This is a genomic window from Nonomuraea sp. NPDC048892, assembly GCF_040649735.1.
GTDB classification, from domain to species: Bacteria; Actinomycetota; Actinomycetes; order Streptosporangiales; family Streptosporangiaceae; genus Nonomuraea; species Nonomuraea maheshkhaliensis.
This window is the reverse complement of the sequence record NZ_JBEZFZ010000002.1, coordinates 892,035-911,727: the sequence shown is the minus strand read 5'-3', so window position 1 is coordinate 911,727 and position 19,693 is coordinate 892,035. Positions and strand designations below refer to the sequence as shown.

Here is a 19,693-nt window from a genome sequence, read left to right as displayed (position 1 = left end):
GGGGCCGGTCAGCGTCCGAACTTCTCGATGGCCTCCGGGGTCACGGGGGTGAAGAAGTTGACCAGGTTGCCGTCGGGGTCGCGGAAGAGCAGCGCCCGGTTGCCCCACGGCATCGTGGTGGGCTCGTTGACGAAGTCCCGCACGAGGTCGGTCAGGTTCTTGTAGACGCTGTCCACGTCGTCGACCAGGAACTCGACGATGACGCTGCGGTTCGCGCCCGGTTCCGCGGAGCCGGGCGCGAACAGCGGGACGGTGCGGGTGCTGCCGATGGCGAGCGTGGCGGAGGCGGTCCGCAGCTCGGCGAAGTCGTCGTTGGCCCAGCTCGCCTCCACTCCGGTGGCGGCCTCGTAGAAGCCGACGAGGCGGGCGACGTCGGCGGTGATGATGCGGATCGAGACGAAGTTCACGGGTGGTTCTCCCTGGTCGTTCCTTGGGTACGACCGCACGCTACGCCGGATACCGGGCGAAACCCGCCCGGTATCTGCGGCAGACTTTCGGTATGACCCGACCCACCGCTCGCGTGCTCACCCTGCTGGAGCTCCTGCAGTCGGGAGGGTTGCGGACCGTGGCCGAGCTCGCCGACCGGCTCGGCGTGGACGAGCGCACGGTACGGCGCTACGTCGGCCACCTCATCGACCTCGACGTGCCCGTCGAATCGGTGCGGGGCCGCTACGGCGGCTACCGGCTCGCCCCCGGTTACCGCATGCCGCCGCTCATGCTGGGCGACGACGAGGCGCTCGCCGTGCTGCTCGGCCTGGTCGCGGGGCGCAGGACCGGCCTGCTGACGGCCGCGGGCACGGCGAGCGAGACGGCCGCGGCGAAGATCCGGCGGGTGCTGCCCGAGCGGCTCGGCCGCCGGCTCGACGCCGTGCTCGGCTCCCTCGCCTTCACCGCTCCCGCCGGTGAGCCGGCCGTCCCGGAGACGGCGGTGCTGCTCGCGATCGCCGACGCGGTGAGTCACCACCGGCCGGTCTCGATCCGGTACACCGACGCCGGCGGGCGGCGCAGCGAGCGCACGCTGCACCCGTACGGGCTCGTCGCCCACTCGGGCCGGTGGTACGTGACGGGCGCCGATCCCGCGATCGGCGAGGACCGGACGTTCCGGCTGGATCGCATCGCCGGCGCGCGGACCCTGCCCGGCTCGTTCGACCCGCCCGGCGGGCCCGGCCCGGCGGAGCGGGTGCTGACGGGGCTCGCCACCGCGCCGTACCGGCACGAGGTGACGCTGCTGGTCCAGGGCAGCGCCGAACAGATCCGCACCCGGCTCCCCGCCGGCATCGCGCTCGTGACGGAATCAGCACCGGTGAGCGGTTCGGGTCAGGACGTCATGCGTTGGTCCCGCGTCGAGTTGCGGGCCGAACGGCTCGACTGGGTGCCGGCCATGCTCGCCTCCATGAACCTGCCGTTCGTCATCGAACGGCCGGACGAGCTCCGCGACCTCGTCGTCGCGTTCGCCGACCAGCTCACCCGATCGGCCCGGCGAAGCCCGCCGGGCGGCGAAGGCAATGACGGGGGCAATGACGGGGGCAATGACGGGGGCAATGACGGGAGCGACGGGGTCACGCGTTGAGCTCGGCCAGCCAGCCGAGCTGCTCGGCGCGGTCCTCCACGGTGGGGGCGTTCAGTCCGACGATCACCCGGGTCGCGCCCGCCTTGCGGTAGGCCTCCAGCCGCTCGCGCACCCGCGCGGGCGTGCCGCACAGGGCGAGGGCGTCCACCAGGTCGTCGGGCACCTCCTCCATCGCCTCGCCCAGGTCGCCGTCGAAGTACGCGTCCTGGACGCGCGCCGCCGCCGGGCCGAACCCGAGGCGGTGGGCGAGCCGGTTGTAGAAGTTGACCCCCCGGGTGCCCATGCCGCCCAGGTAGAGGGCCAGCATCGGCCGGATCAGGTCGCGGGCGTAGTCGGCGTCGTCGTCCACCATGGCCATGACCATCGGCGAGACCTCCACCGTGGCCGCGTCGCGCCCGGCCAGGGCGGCCCCGGCCCGCAGGTGCTCCATGCTCTGGGCCACGTGCTCGGGCGGGAAGTGGATCGGCAGCCAGCCGTCGGCGATCTCCCCGGCCAGCGCCACCGCCTTCGGCCCCATGGCCGCCAGGTGGACGGGCAGCGGCTTGCGTACGGGGGCGACGGTCATGCTCAGCGCCTTGCCGCGGCTGTCGGGCAGGGGCAGCACGATCTCGGGGCCGTCGTGCTCGACCGGCCGGCCGTCCAGCGCCGTCCGTACCACGGCCACGTAGTCGCGCAGGTGGGCCAGCGGCCGCTCGTACCGCTGACCGTGCCACCCCTCGGCCACCTGCGGGCCTGAGGCGCCGAGCCCGAGCAGGAACCGGCCGCCCGACACCCGGTCGATGGTGGTGGCGGCCATCGCCGCCGAGATCGCCGTGCGGCCCGTCACCTGGATCACGCCGCTGCCCAGCCCGATCCGCTCGGTGCCGGCCGCGAGCCAGGCCAGCGTGGTCGCCGGATCGACCCCGTAGCCCTCAGAGGCCCACACCGAGTCGTATCCGAGCCGCTCCGCCTCACGTGCCAGCCTCAGCTGGGCTTCATGGGTGGCCGCCACGGGGCCGAGGGTGCCAAGGCTGAATCCGAGCCGCACTGCCGCCTCCTCACGATCCGATCTTGTCCTTACTCTCCCGCAGAAGCCCTGCCGAGACCAGGGCCGGCGGCGACCGGACGGATCAGGGTGGCGCCGAGCTCGGTGGCGCGGTGGATGACCATGTTGGCGTGGCGGGTGCTGGTGATCAGGCCGGCCCGCTGGAGGACCTGGGCGTGCGCGCTGGCCGAGGACAGCGAGGCGCCGGTGCGCCGGGAGAGTTCGCTGGTGGTGCAGCCGGCGGTGGCGGCGATGTGGCAGAGAACGCGGGCGCGGGTCGCGCCGAGCAGGTCCGACAGCGCCTGGCCGGGGTCGGGCTCCGGGGCACGCCGCGGCACCGGGTAGATCAGTACGGGAGGCAGCCCGGGGTCCGCCAGCGCCACGGGGGTGTAGCGGCAGAAGTAGGAGGGGATGAGGGTCAGGCCCCTGCCGCGCAGCGGGATCTCGTAGCGGCCGGCGGCGTAGTCGACCTCCAGGACCGGTGGCCGCCACCGCATGCGGGGCGGCAGCGCGCCGAGCATGGCCTCCACGCCCTGGTCGGTGAGCAGGCGGGCGAGGCGGGCGCGTTCGCGTCCGAGTGCGTGCTCCATCATGGTGCGGTGGGGGGCGAGGACGGCCCGGCCGTAGTGGCCGGCCAGGCGGGCCAGGCCGGCGATGGCGCGCCGGTCGCCGCGGGCGAGGTCGTCGAGGGTGCCGGGCAGGGCGGTGTGCCGGCGCAGCTGGTCCACCTCGCGCCGGACCCGTGCGCAGGAGGTGGCGGCCAGCGCGTCGAGGCCGGCCTCGCGTCCCGCCTGGGCCTCGTGCGGGGTGAGGAAGTCGGGCCAGTACGTCTTGATCGGCATCAGCGGCGCCAGCGTGCGCCGGACGGGCCGCAGCAGGCCGGCGGCGGCCAGGTCCGCGCGGGCCCGGCGGCGCCAGGCGGTCAGATCCGCCCCGCCGCCGGGCCGCTGCAGCACGTGCAGGCTCATCACCGTCTCCCACGGCTCGTCAACGCGAGAGGCGACGCGTACGCGGGCCAGGTCCTCACCGGTGAAGACGATGCGCAAAATTCCGCCGGACATGCCCCCATGCTGGCCCGGACGGATCATCAGGCGATCAACGCCCGGTGGACACGCGCCGGCGCTACCTGTTGAACCATTTATGGGACTTGATACAGATATGCCCCCTACCAGCGTCTTCTGTGGGGTTGGTCCAGGCCTCCTGCTGGCCGTAGAGCAGCGCCCAATGGGCGCCGCCGCAGGTGACGAGATGGACGTCGTCCAGGTTGCCCTTGCGGCCGTTGTTCCACAGCGACTTCACCTTGTGGCTGAACGAGCACGGCCGTCCCCCGCCCGCCCAGTTGGCGTCGTTCCCCTCCCAGTTGCACCGTTTGCCCGACCCGCTCACACCGCTGTAGGCGCAGATGCTGCCCTTGGGGCAGTCCCCCAGCCAGTCCTGAGCCGACGCGACGCCCGCGTTCCCGGTGAGGCAGAACGCCGCCATGAGAGTGACCGTGCCGGCGGACACCGCTCGTCTGATTCCCAAGATCCGCTCCTCTCCGTCTCCGTTGCGCACCCAGTACACAGAGCCGGGGGACGGGGTGTCGCCGTGTTCCACCCAGGAACGGAACACCGACGTCAGAGGCGTGAAGAGGCGCGATCGACGGCCGGGGCCCGGCGGAATGTCCGGACAATGCCCGCCCCATGTCCTCGATCACGCGTTCCGGCCTGCCGCACACTACGGAGGTGCCCGGAGCGGCCGGAGGCGGAGACGAGAGCGAGGAGCGAGGCCGGTGACCAGTGTGCGGTTCTCGGTGCTGGGTCCCCTGACGGCGGTCCAGGACGGGGCTCAGGTCCCTGTCACGGTCGGCAAGCTGCGCGTCCTGCTCGCCACCCTGCTGCTGCGCCCGAACGAGGTCGTCCCGGCCGACCTGCTCGCCGAGCGGCTGTGGGGCCGCCGGGTCCCGGTCAACCCGCGCAAGGTCCTGCGCACGTACGTCGTACGCCTGCGTCAGGCCCTGGGCGCGAGGGACGTGATCGTCACCATGCCGGACGGCTACCTCGCCCGGCTGCGGACCGACCAGCTCGACCTGCTGCGGTTCCGCGCCCTGCTCCAGGAGGCCGGCCGGGCCGCGGACCCGCTGACGGAGCGGCGGCTCCTGCACGAGGCGCTGGCCCTGTGGCGCGGCCCCGTGTGCGCCGGCGTCGCGTCGGAGACGCTCCAGCAGATCGACGTGCCGCCGCTCGCCGAGCTTCACGTGCACACCCTCGAACGGCGCATCGAGCTCGACGCCGGTCTCGGCGAGCACGCCTCACTCGTCGCGGAGCTGCGGGCCCTGACCGCCGAGCATCCCTTCAGGGAACGGCTCTGGGCCCAGCTCATGACCGCCCTCTACCGCACCGGCCGGCAGGCCGAGGCGCTGGAGACGTACCGGACCGTCTTCCGGCTGCTGCAGGACGAGCTCGGCATCCTCCCCAATGCCGAGCTGCGCCGCCTGCACCAGGCCATGCTCGCGCAGTCACCGGTGGAGGTCACGGACGACGCGGGCGAGCCGCCCGCGCCCGTCCCGCCCAGGCAGCTGCCGGCCGGCGTGCCGGCGTTCGTCGGGCGGACGGACGAACTGTCCGCCCTCACCGCCGGAGCGGGCGCCGCGACGATCACGGATGCCGCCGCAGGGACGGGTGACGCCGCAGTGACGGGTGCCATCTCAGGGACGGGTGACGCCGCGGTCACGGATGCCGCCGCCGGAACGGGCACCGCCGGGGTGACGGTCACCGCGATCGACGGCATGCCGGGCGTCGGCAAGACCGCGCTGGCCGTGCACGCCGCGCACCTGCTGGCCCCGCACCACCCCGGCGGCCAGCTCTTCCTCGACCTGCGCGCCCACAGCCAGGACGACCCCCCGCTCGACCCCGCCGACGCCCTCGACCGCCTGCTGCGCGCCCTGGGCCTGTCCGGCGAGCACGTCCCCGAGCGGCTGGACGACCGCGCCGCGCTCTACCGCAGCCTGCTGGCCGAGCGGCGCGTCCTGCTCGTCCTGGACGACGCCGCCGGCGAGGCCCAGGTCCGGCCGCTGCTGCCGGGCGGCGGCGGCTGCCACGTGCTGATCACCAGCCGGCGCCGCCTGTCGGGGCTGGACGTCACCCATGCCGTGTCGCTGGACCCGCTTCCCGCCGCCGACGCGATCGCCCTGTTCACCCGCACCGCCGGAGCCGGCCGGGTGGCGGGCTCGCCCCGGCACCTCCTGGCCGCCGTCGTCGAGCACTGCGGCCGGCTGCCCCTGGCCATCCGCGTGACGGCCGCCCGCCTGCGCTCCCACCCCACCTGGCACCTGACCCACCTGCTCGACCGCCTCGGCGACCCCCGCCAGCCGCTGCGCGCGGGGCAGCGCAGCGTCACGGCGGCCCTCGACCTGTCCTACCGCAACCTCGACGAGCCGCAGCGGCAGGCGTACCGGCTGCTCGGCCTGGATCCGGCCGCCGACCACGCCGTCGGCGCCGCCGCCGCGCTGCTGAACACCCACCCCGTCAGGACCGAGCGGCTGCTGGAGCAGCTGCTCGACGCGCACCTCATCGAGGAGCCCGCGCCCGGCCGCTACCGTTTCCACCAGCTCGTCCGGGCCCACGCTACCCAGGCGGCCTCGACGGTGAACGCGAGCGAGCGCAGGGCCGCTCTGGCCCGCCTGCTCGCCCACCACGCCGGCCTGGCCGCCGAGGGCACGCGATCGGAGGACCCTATCGGCCTTCGACGAACGTGACCGTCTCGTCGAGCGGCGCCCGGCCCGTGCGGATGTACTGCTCGGCGGCGTCCTCGAACCCGATCGACATGCCGCAGAACAGCATGAGCTCCTCCGGCGGGCGCACGATCTCCGCGACGGTCCTCCGGTAGACCGACCACGCCATCTGCGGGCAGCTGTGCAGCCCTTCCGCGCGCAGCAGCAGCATGACGGTCTGCAGGTACATGCCGAGGTCGGACCACTGCGGCCGGCCCAGGCCGCGGTCGATGTAGCAGAACAGGGCGGTGGTCGCGCCGAAGCACTCCCAGTTGCCGGAGGCGGCCCGCTGGCGCGCCTCCCAGTCCTCGCGGGCGACGCCGAGCGCGCTGTAGCGCTCTCTGCCGAAGGCGGCCCGGCGCTCCTGGTACGGCGGCTTCAGCTCGGCCGGATACATCTCGTACTCGCGCTCGTCCCACGGCTCGCCGGCGGCCAGCCGCGCTCCGGCCCGGCGTTTGATCTCGGCCAGCGGCTCACCGGTCACCACGTAGATGTGCCAGGGCTGCAGATTCGACCCGGACGGCGCCCAGGCCGCGGCGGACAGCACCCGCTGCAGCACCTTTCGCGGAACAGGCCGTCCGGTGAACCCGCGCACCGCCCGCCGGCTGGTGACGGCCTCGTAGACGTCCATGAATCACCATCTCCCCCGCACTTTCGTGACGGTATGTGAAGCTTTCCGGGGGGACGGGCGGCGAATCCGGCCTACCTACCCGCCCACGGGATAGGCGAACCTGGTCAGCAGATCCCGCAACTGCTCGGCCTCTCCCGGCCCGAGGCCGGCGACCAGGCGCTCGGCCATCGGCTCGGCCGCGACGTGCGCCGCGTCGAACAGCTCGACGCCGCGCGGCGTGATCTCCACCGCGCGCACCCGCCGGTCCCCCGGCACGGCCTTGCGCACGGCCAGCCCCTTGCGCTCCAGGTCGTCCACGACCCGCATGATCCCGGCCTTGTCCGACCCCGTCGCCGCCGCCAGGTCGCGCTGCACCGTGGGCCCCCGATCGGTCAGCACGATCAGCACGGCGAAGTGCCGCAGCTCGATGCCGAGCGGCCGCAGCGCCTCCGTCATCACCGCGGCCGCCCGCCAGTGGGCCTGGCGCAGCAGCAGGCCGAGGGCGAAGGGCGAGGCGTCCCCCGGGCGGTCGGTCGCCCGCGGCGGAACCGCGGAAGGTACGTCGGCGCTCATGAACGTAATCCTACCAGCACCCTCTCACTCGATACGGTATCAAATGAAACAACTGTCCGTCATCACGAGGCCAAGCCTGCGGCAGTGACGCGTGTCACCGGGCGGGCCCCGCAGGTCGCGCCCCTAGCGTGTGCGCATGGACGATCGGATCAGCCGCCGCTGGGAGGCCTTCAAGGAGTCGCCGTTCCTTCCCGCGACCGTGATCGTGCTGATCCTCTCCGCCGGCGCGGGGCTCTTCGCCGGTTCGTACACCTACGCCATGGCCAACCCGGCCCCGCACCGCGTCCCGGTCGCCGTGGTCGGGGTCAGCCACCAGACCGTGCGCGGCAAGGCGTTCGCCGCCGGTCTGGAGCGGGCGCTCGACGCCTCGCTCGCGCTGTCCTTCGAGCGCTCGTACGAGCAGGCCTGGCAGGCGGTCGAGGAGCAGCGCGTCTTCGCCGTCATCGTGGTGCGCGGCGACGACGTCACGCTGAACGTGTCCAGCGCGTCGGGCGCGTCGGTGGCGCTGCTGCTCAGCGAGGCGGCGCCGCGGGTCGCGCCCCGGGTCGGCGTGCGGCTGACGGTGCGCGACATCAACCCGCTGCAGCGGGGCGACCCGCGCGGGCTGGCGCTGTTCTACATCACGCTCGCGGCGGTCGTCATCGGCTTCATCGGGGCCGTCCAGCTCAACGTCAACGCCGCGGGCCTGTCGGCGTGGCAACAGATCGGCTTCACGGTGGCGTACGCGGCGCTCGGCGCGCTGTCCATCGTGGCCGTCGTGGACTGGGGGCTCGGCGCGCTGAATCTGCCGCTGCTGGAGTCGTGGTTCATCCTGGCGCTGACCATGTTCGCCTCGGGGATGGTGTTCGCCATGTTCCACACCATCGTCGGGCGCTGGGCGATGGTGCCCACGTGGGGGCTGATGGTGCTGCTCGGCAACCCGTCGTCGGGCGGGGCGGTGTCCTGGCCGCTGCTGCCCTCGCCGCTGGGGACCATCGGGCGCTGGCTGCCGCCGGGGGCCTCGGTCAACGCCCAGCACACCGCGGTCTACTTCGGCGGCCATCAGCGGGTGCTGCCGTTCCTGGTGCTGGCCGCCTGGGGGCTGGTGTCGTCCGCCGTCTTCCTGGTCCGGCGCCGGCGCGCGCCGCAGGACCCCCCATGACCGTCGTCCTGCGCTTCGCGTGATCGTACGCGCTGGGGCAGCATGGACGTTTCATCCTGAGTACTGAAATGAGTGATTTGTGTGTCTCGTCGTCGTGCCCACATCTCCATGGTCGGCATTCCCGCCGTCAGCCACGTCCTGCCCAGCTTGGAGATCATCCGCGAGCTGGCGGCCCGCGGCCATCGGGTGACCTACGCCAACGACCCGGCCGTGGCCGAGCTGGTCACCGGCGCCGGCGCCGAACTGGTCACCTGCACCTCCACGCTCCCGGTCGCGGACAACACCTGGCCCGACGACCCGATCGCCGCGATGGGCCTGTTCCTCGACAACGCCGTCCAGTCCCTGCCGCGGCTGCGCGCCACCTACGACGACGATCCCGCGGACCTCTACCTGTACGACATCGCCGGCTACGCCGCCCGCGCACTCGCCGAACGGCAGGGCCGCCCGCTGCTGCAGCTGTCGCCGACGTTCGTGGCCTGGAAGGGGTACGAGGAGGACGTGGCGGCGCAGCTGTGGCAGCTGCCGGGCGCCGGCGCCTACCGCGCGAAGTTCGCGGACTGGCTGGCCGGCTGCGGGGCGACCACCCTCGACGTGGACGCCTTCTCCGGCCGGCCCGCGCGGGCCCTGGCCCTGATCTCCCGGGCGATGCAGCCGTACGCGGACCAGGTCGACACCGGCGCGGTGACGTTCGTCGGCCCCTGCTTCGACCTGTCGGGCGAGGGTGACACCTGGACGCGGCCGGCCGATGCCGGCAAGGTGCTGCTGATCTCGCTGGGCTCGGCGTACACGCGCCGGCCGGAGTTCTACCGCCAGTGCCTGGCGGCCTTCGGCGACCTGCCCGGCTGGCACGTCGTGCTGCAGATCGGCCGGCACACCGACGCGGCCGAGCTGGGCGACATCCCGGCCAACGTCGAGGTGCACCCCTGGGTGCCGCAGCGGGCGATCCTGGAGCAGGCCGACGCCTTCGTCACCCACGCGGGCATGGGCGGGTGCGGCGAGGGGCTGCTGGCGGGCGTTCCGATGATCGCCGTTCCGCAGGGCGCCGAGCAGTTCACGAACGCCGACCGGCTCGTGGAGCTGGGGATCGCCCGCCGGATCGACACCGAGGACGCCACGGCCGAGAGGCTGCGGACCGCGCTGCACGAGCTCGTCACCGATCCCGAGGTCGCCCGCCGCTCGGCCCGGCTGCGGGCCGAGGCGCTGGCCGAGGGCGGCACCACCCGCGCCGCCGACCTCATCGAGGCCATGCTGACCTGACCGGGCGCCACCGGCCGTTCACTCGTTGCCGAAGGTGCCTTCGAGGCGGTGGCGGGAGCCCGGGTGGAGCAGGCGGGCCGTGCTCACCAGCACGTCGCCCGACCAGGTGCGGCGGCGGACGAGCAGGCACGGCTCGTGGCGGCCGATGCGCAGCAGGCGGCGCTCGGCCGCGTCGGCGAGCACCGCCTCGACGATGTGCTCGCCGCGGGTGAGCGGGGCCACCTCGTTCAGGTACGCGTGCGGGGTCTGCAGGGTGAAGTCGCGCTCCAGGTAGTGGGGCGCGCCGGCCGGGTTGACCAGGCGATCCTCCAGCTGGATGGGGGTGTCGTCCTCGAAGTGCACGATGAGCGTGCGGAACACGGTCGGCCCGGCCGCCGCGCGGAGCTCGGGATCGGCCGCGCCCGACGGCTCCTCGCGCGCGTAGACGACCTCGGTGCGGTGCCGGTGGCCGTGCCGCCGTACGTCGTCGGCGATGTTCCTGACCTGGAGCAGGGCCGAGGCGGCCTTGGGCGCGGCGACGAACGTGCCCACCCCCGCCCGCCGCACGACGAGGCCCTCGTGGGTCAGCTCGCGCAGCGCCCGGTTGATCGTCATCCGGGACAGGCCGAGCGCGCTGACGAGCTGGTGCTCCGACGGGAGCTGCTGGCCGTGAGTCCACCGCCCGGACCGCACGCCGGTCGCGATGAGGGTCTTGACCCGTTCGTACGCGGGCGCGGAGGCGGGCCCGACCTGCTGGAACTGGGCGGCGAGTTCGGACTCGACCACCGTGATGGGCACCATGGCCTGGCGATCCTCAGGGCTCGGGGGACGGCGGGACGGAGGAGCTCTCCTGGCCGATGGCCGGAAGTTTATCTTCCTCCCCAGGGTAGCGAGCTGTATATACAGGACTGTACATTTCCCCCATCCCCTGTATCCCCCAGGGCGCGAGACGCGCGAGAGGCGGACCGCCACATGCAGCACGACCGACCCCCGGGCGCGGCCCCCGCCGTGGAGCGCCGGACGATCGACGTGATCCCCGACGCCGAACGGCACGGCACGCCGCGCAGCCAGTTCACCCTCTGGTTCGGCGCCAACATGCAGATAACGGCGATCGTGGACGGCGCGCTCGCCGTCGTCTTCGGCGCCGACGCCCTCTGGGCGATCATCGCCCTGCTCATCGGCAACGTGCTGGGCGGCGTGGTGATGGCGTTGCACTCCGCCCAGGGGCCGCGGCTCGGCCTGCCCCAGATGATCTCCAGCCGGGCCCAGTTCGGCGTGTTCGGCGCGGTCGTGCCGCTCGTCCTGGTCGTGCTGATGTACCTGGGCTTCGCCGCGACCGGCAGCGTGCTGGCCGGGCAGGCGCTCGGGCGGATCCTGCACGTGCCCGCCACCGCCGGCATCCTGGTCTTCGGCGCGCTGACGGTGATCGTCGCGGTGACCGGCTACCGGCTCATCCACACCGTCGGCAGGATCGCGACCGTGGTCGGCGTCTGCGGCCTCGGCTACCTGCTGGTCGCCGTGTTCACCACGTACGACGTGGGCGCGGTCATCGGCGTCAAGCCGTTCGAGGCTCCGACGTTCCTGCTGGCCGTGGGGCTCGGGGCGGCCTGGCAGCTGACATTCGGCCCGTACGTCGCCGACTACTCGCGCTACCTGCCCCGCAGCACCCCCGAGTCGGCCACGTTCTGGGGCACGTTCGCGGGCAGCGTGATCGGCTCGCAGTGGGCGATGACGCTGGGCGCGCTGATCGCGGCCGTCTCCGGTGACGCGTTCGTCGGCGACCAGGTCGGGTTCGTCGGTCAGTTGGCCGGGCCGGCGGCCGTCGCGCTGCTGATCTACCTCGTGATCGTGGTCGGGAAGCTGACCGTCAACACGCTCAACGCCTACGGCGGCTTCATGTGCCTGCTGACGACCGTGACCGCGTTCAACGGCCGCACGCGGATCTCGCCGGTGGCCCGCGCGCTCTACATCGCCGGCTTCACGGCCGTGTCGGTCGCGGTGGCGATCATGGCCAGCGCCGACTTCCTGAACAACTTCAAGAACTTCGTGCTGGTGCTGCTCATGGTGTTCACGCCGTGGAGCGCCATCAACCTCACCGACTACTACCGGATCTCCAAGGAGCGGGTGGACATCCCCGCCCTGTACGACCCGGCCGGCCGCTACGGCCGCTGGAACGTGCCCGCGCTGGTCTGCTACGCCTTCGGCGTGGTGATCCAGATCCCGTTCCTGGCTCAGAAGCTCTACACCGGGCCCGTGACCGAGCTGCTCGGCGGCGCCGACATCTCGTGGATCGTCGGGCTGGTGGCGACCGCCGTGCTCTACTACCCCTGGGCCAGGCGCACCTCGAACCCGCCCGCCGAGATGATCTACCCCGCCGCCGAGGCCGTACCGGCCCGCTGACGAAAGGAACCGAACATCATGGAAGGCGCACGCCCGGTCCGGGCCGCCCGCGGCAGCACGCTGACGGCCCTCGGCTGGCAGCAGGAGGCCGCGCTGCGGATGTTGCAGAACAACCTCGACCCCGAGGTGGCCGAGCATCCCGACGAGCTGGTGGTCTACGGCGGCACCGGGCGGGCCGCCCGCGACTGGCGCTCGTTCGACGCGATCGAGCGCACGCTGCGCACGCTCAAGGCCGACGAGACGATGCTGGTGCAGTCGGGCCGGCCGGTCGGTGTCATGACCACCCACGAGTGGGCGCCGCGCGTGCTGATCGCCAACTCCAACCTGGTCGGCGACTGGGCCAACTGGGAGGAGTTCCGGCGCCTCGAAGCCGCCGGGCTGACCATGTACGGCCAGATGACGGCCGGTTCGTGGATCTACATCGGCACCCAGGGCATCCTCCAGGGCACGTACGAGACGTTCGCCGCGGTCGCGGCCAAGAGGTTCGGCGGCTCGCTGGCCGGGACGATCACGCTCACCGCCGGGCTCGGCGGGATGGGCGGCGCCCAGCCGCTGGCCGTCACCATGAACGGCGGCGTGGTGATCTGCGTCGAGTGCGACCCGTCGCGCATCCAGCGCCGCCTGGACCACGGCTACCTCGACGTGCGCGCCGACGACCTGGCGCACGCGCTGCGGCTGGCCACCGAGGCGAGGGACGCCCGGCGCCCACTGTCGATCGGCCTGCTCGGCAACGCCGCCGAGGTGCTGCCGCGCATGCTGGCCGAAGGCGCCCCGGTCGACGTCGTCACCGACCAGACCAGCGCCCACGACCCGCTCGCGTACCTGCCGGCCGGGATGGCGTTCGAGGACATGACGTTCGAGCGCGAGAAGGATCCGGCCGGCTTCACCGAGCGGGCCCGCGCGTCGATGGCCCGGCACGTCGAGGCCATGGTCGGGTTCATGGACGCGGGGGCGGAGGTGTTCGACTACGGCAACTCCATCAGGGGCGAGGCCCAGCTGGCCGGGTACGCGCGCGCCTTCGACTTCCCCGGGTTCGTGCCCGCGTACATCAGGCCGCTGTTCTGCGAGGGCAAGGGCCCGTTCCGGTGGGCGGCCCTGTCGGGCGACCCGGCCGACATCGCCGCCACCGACCGCGCGATCCTGGAGCTGTTCCCCGGCAACGAGCAGCTGGCCCGCTGGATCCGCCTGGCCGGCGAGAAGGTGCACTTCCAGGGCCTGCCCGCACGCATCTGCTGGCTCGGCTACGGCGAACGCGACCGGGCCGGCGAGCGGTTCAACGACATGGTGGCGAGCGGCGAGCTGCGCGCCCCGATCGTGATCGGCCGCGACCACCTCGACTGCGGGTCGGTGGCCTCGCCGTACCGGGAGACCGAGGGCATGCTGGACGGCTCCGACGCGATCGCCGACTGGCCGCTGCTCAACGCGATGGTGAACGTGGCCTCGGGGGCCTCGTGGGTGTCGATCCACCACGGCGGCGGGGTCGGCATCGGGCGCTCGATCCACGCGGGCCAGGTGACCGTGGCCGACGGCACCGCGCTGGCCGGGGAGAAGATCCGCCGGGTGCTCACCAACGACCCGGGCATGGGCGTCATCCGGCACGTGGACGCCGGCTACGATCACGCCGCGGAGGTCGCCCAGGCCAGCGGCGTACGCGTGCCCATGCGCGAGTCCTCCGGCCCGCAGGCTTCCTGAGCAGCCCGCCGGCCCCCGAGGCCGTTGTCAGGAGCCGCGGGGGTCGGGGAAGCCCATCCAGCGCAGCAGGATCATCCGGGCGCCCTCCGGCGCGTCGTCGCGGTCGGAGCCGAAGCGGTGCACCAGCTTGAGGTATTCCTCATGGAACTCCTTGAGCCGCTCCTTGGTCATGAAGGTGCTGGCGCGTGAGCCCTGCTGCCAGTCGCTGTCCTCGTCCCGGTCGCGGACGAAGGCCGCCAGCATGCGCAGGTCCTCGGCCAGCCGGGAGTCTCCCAGCCGCTCGGCGAGGTCCTGCTCGGCGTCGGTCAGGTCTTCGCGGGCGGGCATCCGCCGGTCGGCCTTGACGACGTCCCACCAGCGTTCGCGCCCCTTGGCCCGCTCGCGCAGCTCGGTCACGAAGCCGGTGTCGGCGAGCAGCCGCAGGTGGTAGCTGGTGGTCCCGGTGTTCTGCCCCATGGCCTTGGCCAGCGTGGTCGAGTTGGCGGGCCCGTGGCTGGCCAGGTGGCGCAGGATCTCCCGCCGTAGCGGGCTGGCCAGCGCCTTCATCGCCGCCGGGGAGTGCGTGACCGGGTCGGTTGACATCCGCCCAGCCTACCGATGCCGAGACAATTGTGCAGAACGACTCTGCAGAGGATTACTTGCAGAACCCTCTGCGGAAGGGCTCCGTCAAGCCGCCGGCCGTCGTACCGTGTCCGGTTCGTCCAGGTCCGCCGGGTGCGGCTGGACTAGGACGGGCGCGTCCGCCACGACCACCACCGAGTACCGCCGGTCGTCCCGTACGGGAAGCCCGGCGGCCAGGTCCGCCAGGACGGAGGAGCGGGTCCGCCGGGGCGGGATGACCAGGCGGAACGGCCCCAGCGGCCGGCCGCCCTCCGAGCACAGCGTCAGCTCGACCCGGGCGGTGCCCGCGCTGACGTTGAGCAGGCTGAGCTGGTCGCCGGGCAGGCACCCGTCGACGATCGTCATCTTCCGGTCTCCCGCCATCGTGCTCATCCGTGACTCCCGTCTGCCGCGCCGGCCGTCCCACTACCCCGGCCGGGCGGGATCTATCAGAGGAGTTGGCGCCGGCTTTGCTATCGCCGCGAACCGGCTCGGGTAGATGCTCGGCGTAGCCGCAGGCAACCACCGCCGCGCCACGCACATCCGGCCGTCCCCCCAGCCGTCACGCGGCACCGGCGGGGAACGACTTCAGGAGTTCACGATGGCCGATGAATCCGCCGTGCCCGTCCGCGCCGAGCACGTGAGTGTCGACGACGAGGGCCGGGTCACGATCGCCGACCCGCAGACCGCCAAGGCGCTCCAGGAGCTCGCCCTCCAAGCGCGACTGACCCCGAACCCGGGACACGGGGGTCACGTCACCAACAACTGCCACGGCGGCAACTGCTCAGCCGGCTGCGCGCCCAAGTGAGCACGGCCGCGCCGGCGGGCGTCTCCGCGTTCGATCGGGAGCTGGTCACCTCGTTCCGCAATGACCGGCTCCACCTCATCCTCTTCCCGACCGAGCAGTGCAACTTCCGGTGCACGTACTGCTACGAGGACTTCGCCATCGGGCGGATGCGTCCCGAGGTCGTCGAGGGCGTGAAGAACCTCATCGACCGGCGCCGCGGCGACCTGACGCACCTGCAGCTCTCGTGGTTCGGCGGGGAGCCGATGCTGGCCCGGCCGATCGTCGAGGAGGTCGCCGCCCACGCGACCGAGGCCCGGCGGCGCACGCCCGGCCTCGATTACGACAGCGACATGACCACGAACGGCTACCTGCTCGACGACGCGGCCGCGCGGCGCCTGGCCGAGCTGGGGATCCGCAGCTTCCAGGTGTCGCTGGACGGGCCCGCCGGGCACCACGACCACACGCGGGTGCGTGCTGACGGGCAGGGGACGTTCGAGCGCATCTGGCGGAACCTGACGTCGATCCGCGACGGCGCGGCGGACGTGCGGATGCTGCTGCGGGTCCATCTCACGCCGGGGAACCTGGCGGTGATGCCGGAGTTCCTCACCCGGGTGCGCGACACGTTCCTCGCCGATCCTCGGTTCCGGGTGTTCCTCAAGCGGGTGGTACGGCTCGGCGGCCCTGGCGACGCCTCCATGGAGGTGCTCGACGAGGCGGACGCGCGGCTCGCCGCGCTGGAGCAGATCGTCCACGCGGAGGAGAGCCTGTTCCAGCCGGAAGAGGTCTGCTACGCCGCCCGCGCCAACTCGCTGATGGTCCGGGCGGACGGGCGGCTCGGCAAGTGCACCGTCGGGCTGTCGGAGCCGGCCAACACCGTCGGCCGGCTACTGCCCGACGGCACGCTCAAGGTCGACAACCCGCGTCTGCGCCTGTGGCTGCAGGGGTGGGAGTCGCGCGACCCCGAGCTGACCGCCTGCCCGTACGAGGCGTTCACGAAGAAGGGCCCGAAGCTGCTGCAGCTGACGGAACGGCCGGCGCGCTCAGCCGATCAGGCCTCCGGGCGGTCGTACACGCAGAACTCGTTGCCGTCGGGGTCGGCCATGACGACCCAGCCGACCTCGCCCTGACCGATGTCCACCCGCCTCGCCCCGAGCGAGACGAGGCGGTCGACCTCCGCCTGCCGGTCCTGGCCGGCGGAGGGGACGAGGTCGAAGTGCAACCGGTTCTTCCCAGGCTTCGCCGCCACCGGCGGGCCACCCCAGGTGATCTTGGGGCCGCCGTGCGGCGAGCGGATCGCGGTCTCCTCGTCCTGGTCCCAGACCAGCGGCCAGCCCAGCACCTCGCTCCAGAAGTAGCCGACCCGCTGCGTGCCGTCGCTCGCCAGGGCTCCGACGAACCCGCAGTCGGCAAGGAACTTGTTGTCGGGGCCGATGACGCAGAACTCGTTGCCCTCGGGGTCGGCCAGCACGATGTGGTCCTCTTCCGGGCGCTGCCCGACGTCGATGTGCCGCCCGCCGAGCGCGAGCGCCCTGGCCACCGTCTGCTCCTGATCCTCCCGGGACGTGCTGGTCAGGTCGAAGTGCATCTGGTTCTGGCCGATCTTCTCCGCATCGGACGGGACGAACCGGACACGGAACCCGGTGTCGTCGTCCGGCAGCAGCGTGATGCCGTCGTGCGGATCGTCGGCCGTCTCCCAGCCCAGCACTCCGGCCCAGAACCGGGCCAGCCCCTTGGGGTCGTTCGCGTCGAAGCAGAGTGCGATGAGCTGAGCAGGCATCCCGGATCTCCCATCCGCCACGGCCCCTCTGGGCGCGGGGACCGAGGCCACGCTAGCCCGCTCGCCGGCGCCGCCGCCAACCGTTTTCGCACGGCCTCACGTCCTGGCGGCGTTCCCGCAACACCTCCACGCGACCTTCCTGGCAGCATTCCCGGTGGCCCCGTGGCGGTCTTCTGCTATGAATGACCGAATCATGACCCGTTACCTGTATCTCACCCGTCACGGCGAGGCCACGTCGGACGAGAGCGGCCTCACCGCGAACGGCCGCCGCCAGGCCGGCCTGCTCGGGAAGCGGCTGCGCGACGTCCCCCTGTCCGCCGTCCACCACGGCCCGCTTCCCCGGGCGGCGCAGACCGCCGCGCTCATCGGCGAACACCTGCCCGGCGTTCCGCTGCGGCTGTCGGAGGCCGCCGGCGACTACGTCCCGTACCGCCCCACCGCGGACGAACTGCCGCCGGAGCACGCCGCCCGCTACCTGTCCTTCCTGGAGCATTTTCCCGCCGACGGCGGCGACGCCCTCGCCGCGCGGGCCCTCGCCGAGTTCACCGGCCCGGCGGACGAGGGGACCCGCCATGAGCTGGTCGTGACGCACAACTTCCTGATCGGCTGGCTCGTTCGCGCCGCGCTCGACGCGCCGAAGTGGCGCTGGCTCGGCCTCAACCACGCCAACGCCGCCCTGACCGTGATCCGCTACGACTCGGACCGGCCCGCCTCGGTCGCGTACTTCAACGACATGAGCCACCTGCCGCCGGACCTCCGCTGGACCGGTTTCCCACCCGACCAGCACGTGTGAGCCCCTCAGCTCGCTGGAACGCGCGCGACGCGGCGTGATGCGCGCGGCAGTTCCGCGACGGCCGGCAAGGCGACCGTCAGCAGTAGTCGTGGACGTCGATCACGGCGGCCCGTTCGGGGCCGACGATGAGGGCGGCGGTCTCCTCGGTCTCCGCGAGCACAGCGGCCAGCGCCGCGCTGTCCAGCGGTCGCAGGTCGTCACCTCTCCACGTGCGGGAAGCGGCGTCGGTGTCCCCGTGGGGCTCGACGGACACCTCGAAGCGGACCGCGTCGTTGTTGCTCATCCAGAGAAACTCGCTGAGCAGCGTCGTGACCCAGGCGATCCGCTCGTCCGGCCCGGCCGGCGGCACTGTGGTGGCCGGGGCCACGGACAGGCGGCACGTTTCACCATCGTGATCGCGTACGAGGAGGTGCAGCTCGTCGTCGAGCGGGGTGCCGCCCGGTTCGGCGGCGACGTGGACGCGCAGCGGGTGTTCGCAGGCCCGCTCGGTCAGCTCACCGGCGAGGTAGCCGGCCAGCATGCGGGCGCGCCGTTCGAGCGGTACTGAACCCGTCTCCAGGGTTTCGGTCAGGGCCTCGATGACGTAGGCGGCGGCTTCGTCGGGGCGGCCCGCTGAAGCCCGCTCACCGCAGTGGTAGTCACGGCAGGACGACGACGCGTCCCCTGACCCGGTCGGGCCCATGGCGTTCCAGGAGGCGGTGGGTCTCGGCGGCGTCCGGCAGCGGCAGCCGCGCCCCGATGCGGGCCCGGAGCCGGCCCTGGGCGAGCAGGCTGTTGATCGTCGTCGCGGCGGACCGGAGGTCGGCGATCGACGCGTTGCTGATGGCGAAGCCGCGGATGCTCAGGTCGCGCGGGTAGAGGTCGCCCGCCGGCAGCACCGGGCGCGAGCGCAGCCCCGCCATGACGATGACGCGCCCTCCCTGGGCCAGCAGCGGCAGCGTGGTTTCGAGGTCGTTGACGCCGGAGTTGTCCCAGACGAGGTGCACGCCGTCCTGAGCCGCGTCCCTGACCCGTTCGAGCGCGTGCGGGTCGCGGTAGTCGACGACGGCGCTCGCGCCGAGGGACAGGCACCAGTCGGCGTCCCGCGCGGAGGCGGTGGCGACGACTCGCGCGCCCGCGGCCACGGCGAGCTGGACGACCGCGCTGCCGACCCCGCCGGCGGCCCCGTTGACGAGGACGGTCTGGCCGACCCGCAGCCCGCCCTCGCGGAACAGCCCGATGCAGGCGGTGGCGGCGGTGTGCAGGACGCTCACGGCGAGGTCCGGCGGCACATCGGGCGGCAGCCGGTACAGCCGGTCGGCGGGCACCACCGCGTACTGGGCGAACGACCCCTGCCGGCCGCCGTGACCGAGGCTGTTGCACCACACCCGCTCCCCCGGCCGGAACCCCGAGACCCCGGTGCCGTGCGCGGCGACGACGCCGACCAGGTCGCGGCCGATGACGAACGGGAACGGGGTGTGGGTGCGATAGGCGCCTGAGCGGACGAACGTGTCGACCTGGTTGGCGGCCAGCGCTTCCGTGCGTACGAGCACGTCCGTCGGGCCGGGCGCCGGGACCGGCAGCTCACCGATCGTGATCCGGTCGGCCGGGCCGAAGCCGGTGATGTACGCGGCCGTCATGACCGCAGGGACGTTCTCCATCCGAACGTTCCTGTCCACGAGGCCCGGCCGCGAAACCGCAGGGACGTGCCGTTCGGCGGCGAAGTCCGCGCAGGTCAAGCGCGGATCGCGCCCGCCGAA

21 protein-coding genes are annotated in these 19,693 nt (G+C 72.8%); 9 read left to right on the top strand and 12 right to left on the bottom strand.

The window, feature by feature from the left end; genetic code table 11:
- Positions 1 to 8 precede the first annotated feature (8 nt).
- On the bottom strand, positions 9 to 407 hold the full coding sequence (locus tag AB0C28_RS09580) for a VOC family protein (RefSeq protein WP_357842969.1): 399 nt from the start codon (positions 405 to 407) through the stop codon (positions 9 to 11).
- 92 nt (positions 408 to 499) lie between these two features.
- On the opposite strand from AB0C28_RS09580, the gene AB0C28_RS09575 reads away from it, so the two are divergent.
- A complete protein-coding gene (locus AB0C28_RS09575; RefSeq protein WP_358073568.1) occupies positions 500 to 1,570 on the top strand; it encodes a YafY family protein in 1,071 nt (356 codons plus the stop codon).
- Here the strand turns inward: AB0C28_RS09575 and AB0C28_RS09570 are convergent.
- From AB0C28_RS09570 to AB0C28_RS09560, 3 genes are all read right to left on the bottom strand, one after another.
- Positions 1,560 to 2,597 (bottom strand): LLM class flavin-dependent oxidoreductase, encoded by a 1,038-nt coding sequence (locus AB0C28_RS09570; protein WP_357842963.1) that lies wholly within the window; start codon positions 2,595 to 2,597, stop codon positions 1,560 to 1,562. The two genes, AB0C28_RS09575 and AB0C28_RS09570, sit on opposite strands and share 11 nt — an antisense overlap.
- 29 nt (positions 2,598 to 2,626) lie before the next feature.
- Positions 2,627 to 3,655 (bottom strand): MarR family transcriptional regulator, encoded by a 1,029-nt coding sequence (locus AB0C28_RS09565; protein WP_358073567.1) that lies wholly within the window; start codon positions 3,653 to 3,655, stop codon positions 2,627 to 2,629.
- Positions 3,656 to 3,716: 61 nt separating this feature from the next.
- Positions 3,717 to 4,118, bottom strand: coding sequence for a peptidase inhibitor family I36 protein (locus AB0C28_RS09560; RefSeq protein WP_358073566.1), 402 nt, complete (start codon positions 4,116 to 4,118; stop codon positions 3,717 to 3,719).
- 247 nt (positions 4,119 to 4,365) lie between these two features.
- Here AB0C28_RS09560 and AB0C28_RS09555 point away from each other — a divergent pair, with 247 nt between their 5' ends.
- Positions 4,366 to 6,330 carry a BTAD domain-containing putative transcriptional regulator gene (locus tag AB0C28_RS09555; protein ID WP_358073565.1) on the top strand — a complete coding sequence of 655 codons (1,965 nt, stop codon included), beginning with the start codon at positions 4,366 to 4,368 and terminating at the stop codon, positions 6,328 to 6,330.
- On the opposite strand, the gene AB0C28_RS09550 is transcribed toward AB0C28_RS09555, so the two are convergent.
- Positions 6,308 to 6,976: a nitroreductase gene (locus AB0C28_RS09550; protein ID WP_357842952.1), complete on the bottom strand. Its 669-nt coding sequence runs from the start codon at positions 6,974 to 6,976 to the stop codon at positions 6,308 to 6,310. The genes AB0C28_RS09555 and AB0C28_RS09550 overlap by 23 nt on opposite strands.
- Positions 6,977 to 7,051: 75 nt before the next feature.
- Positions 7,052 to 7,528 (bottom strand): MarR family winged helix-turn-helix transcriptional regulator, encoded by a 477-nt coding sequence (locus tag AB0C28_RS09545; protein ID WP_357842950.1) that lies wholly within the window; start codon positions 7,526 to 7,528, stop codon positions 7,052 to 7,054.
- 136 nt (positions 7,529 to 7,664) lie between these two features.
- Between AB0C28_RS09545 and AB0C28_RS09540 the strand changes: the two genes are divergently transcribed.
- Positions 7,665 to 8,669 (top strand): ABC transporter permease, encoded by a 1,005-nt coding sequence (locus tag AB0C28_RS09540; RefSeq protein ID WP_358073564.1) that lies wholly within the window; start codon positions 7,665 to 7,667, stop codon positions 8,667 to 8,669.
- A 108-nt stretch (positions 8,670 to 8,777) separates the two neighbouring features.
- Positions 8,778 to 9,926, top strand: a complete 1,149-nt coding sequence (locus tag AB0C28_RS09535) for a macrolide family glycosyltransferase (RefSeq protein WP_358073596.1) — start codon at positions 8,778 to 8,780, stop codon at positions 9,924 to 9,926.
- A gap of 18 nt (positions 9,927 to 9,944) precedes the next feature.
- Here AB0C28_RS09535 and hutC read toward each other — a convergent pair whose 3' ends face one another.
- Positions 9,945 to 10,706, bottom strand: a complete 762-nt coding sequence (gene hutC, locus AB0C28_RS09530) for a histidine utilization repressor (protein ID WP_357842944.1) — start codon at positions 10,704 to 10,706, stop codon at positions 9,945 to 9,947.
- Between the two features lie 171 nt (positions 10,707 to 10,877).
- Here hutC and AB0C28_RS09525 point away from each other — a divergent pair, with 171 nt between their 5' ends.
- Positions 10,878 to 12,305, top strand: coding sequence for a cytosine permease (locus AB0C28_RS09525; RefSeq protein ID WP_357842941.1), 1,428 nt, complete (start codon positions 10,878 to 10,880; stop codon positions 12,303 to 12,305).
- Between the two features lie 18 nt (positions 12,306 to 12,323).
- Complete coding sequence (hutU, locus tag AB0C28_RS09520) at positions 12,324 to 13,997, top strand: urocanate hydratase (RefSeq protein WP_358073563.1); 1,674 nt, start codon at positions 12,324 to 12,326, stop codon at positions 13,995 to 13,997.
- Positions 13,998 to 14,024: 27 nt separating this feature from the next.
- On the opposite strand, the gene AB0C28_RS09515 is transcribed toward hutU, so the two are convergent.
- Complete coding sequence (locus AB0C28_RS09515) at positions 14,025 to 14,579, bottom strand: helix-turn-helix domain-containing protein (RefSeq protein ID WP_358073562.1); 555 nt, start codon at positions 14,577 to 14,579, stop codon at positions 14,025 to 14,027.
- Positions 14,580 to 14,663: 84 nt separating this feature from the next.
- Positions 14,664 to 14,990 carry a sensory rhodopsin transducer gene (locus AB0C28_RS09510; protein ID WP_357842933.1) on the bottom strand — a complete coding sequence of 109 codons (327 nt, stop codon included), beginning with the start codon at positions 14,988 to 14,990 and terminating at the stop codon, positions 14,664 to 14,666.
- A 208-nt stretch (positions 14,991 to 15,198) separates the two neighbouring features.
- On the opposite strand from AB0C28_RS09510, the gene AB0C28_RS09505 reads away from it, so the two are divergent.
- Both AB0C28_RS09505 and AB0C28_RS09500 read left to right on the top strand, forming a co-directional pair.
- Positions 15,199 to 15,405, top strand: a complete 207-nt coding sequence (locus AB0C28_RS09505) for a hypothetical protein (RefSeq protein ID WP_358073561.1) — start codon at positions 15,199 to 15,201, stop codon at positions 15,403 to 15,405.
- Positions 15,402 to 16,511, top strand: a complete 1,110-nt coding sequence (locus AB0C28_RS09500; protein ID WP_358073560.1) for a radical SAM protein — start codon at positions 15,402 to 15,404, stop codon at positions 16,509 to 16,511. The genes AB0C28_RS09505 and AB0C28_RS09500 overlap by 4 nt, the downstream gene beginning before the upstream one ends.
- Here AB0C28_RS09500 and AB0C28_RS09495 read toward each other — a convergent pair.
- Positions 16,433 to 17,161, bottom strand: coding sequence for a VOC family protein (locus tag AB0C28_RS09495; protein ID WP_357842923.1), 729 nt, complete (start codon positions 17,159 to 17,161; stop codon positions 16,433 to 16,435). The two genes, AB0C28_RS09500 and AB0C28_RS09495, sit on opposite strands and share 79 nt — an antisense overlap.
- 193 nt (positions 17,162 to 17,354) lie before the next feature.
- Between AB0C28_RS09495 and AB0C28_RS09490 the strand changes: the two genes are divergently transcribed.
- Entirely contained in the window at positions 17,355 to 17,954 is a 600-nt protein-coding gene (locus AB0C28_RS09490; RefSeq protein ID WP_358073559.1) for a histidine phosphatase family protein, read from the top strand.
- A 76-nt stretch (positions 17,955 to 18,030) separates the two neighbouring features.
- On the opposite strand, the gene AB0C28_RS09485 is transcribed toward AB0C28_RS09490, so the two are convergent.
- Together AB0C28_RS09485 and AB0C28_RS09480 are read right to left on the bottom strand one after the other, a co-directional pair.
- A complete protein-coding gene (locus AB0C28_RS09485) occupies positions 18,031 to 18,636 on the bottom strand; it encodes a hypothetical protein (RefSeq protein WP_358073558.1) in 606 nt (201 codons plus the stop codon).
- Positions 18,593 to 19,594, bottom strand: a complete 1,002-nt coding sequence (locus tag AB0C28_RS09480; protein WP_358073557.1) for an NADPH:quinone reductase — start codon at positions 19,592 to 19,594, stop codon at positions 18,593 to 18,595. The genes AB0C28_RS09485 and AB0C28_RS09480 overlap by 44 nt, the downstream gene beginning before the upstream one ends.
- Positions 19,595 to 19,693: the final 99 nt, after the last annotated feature.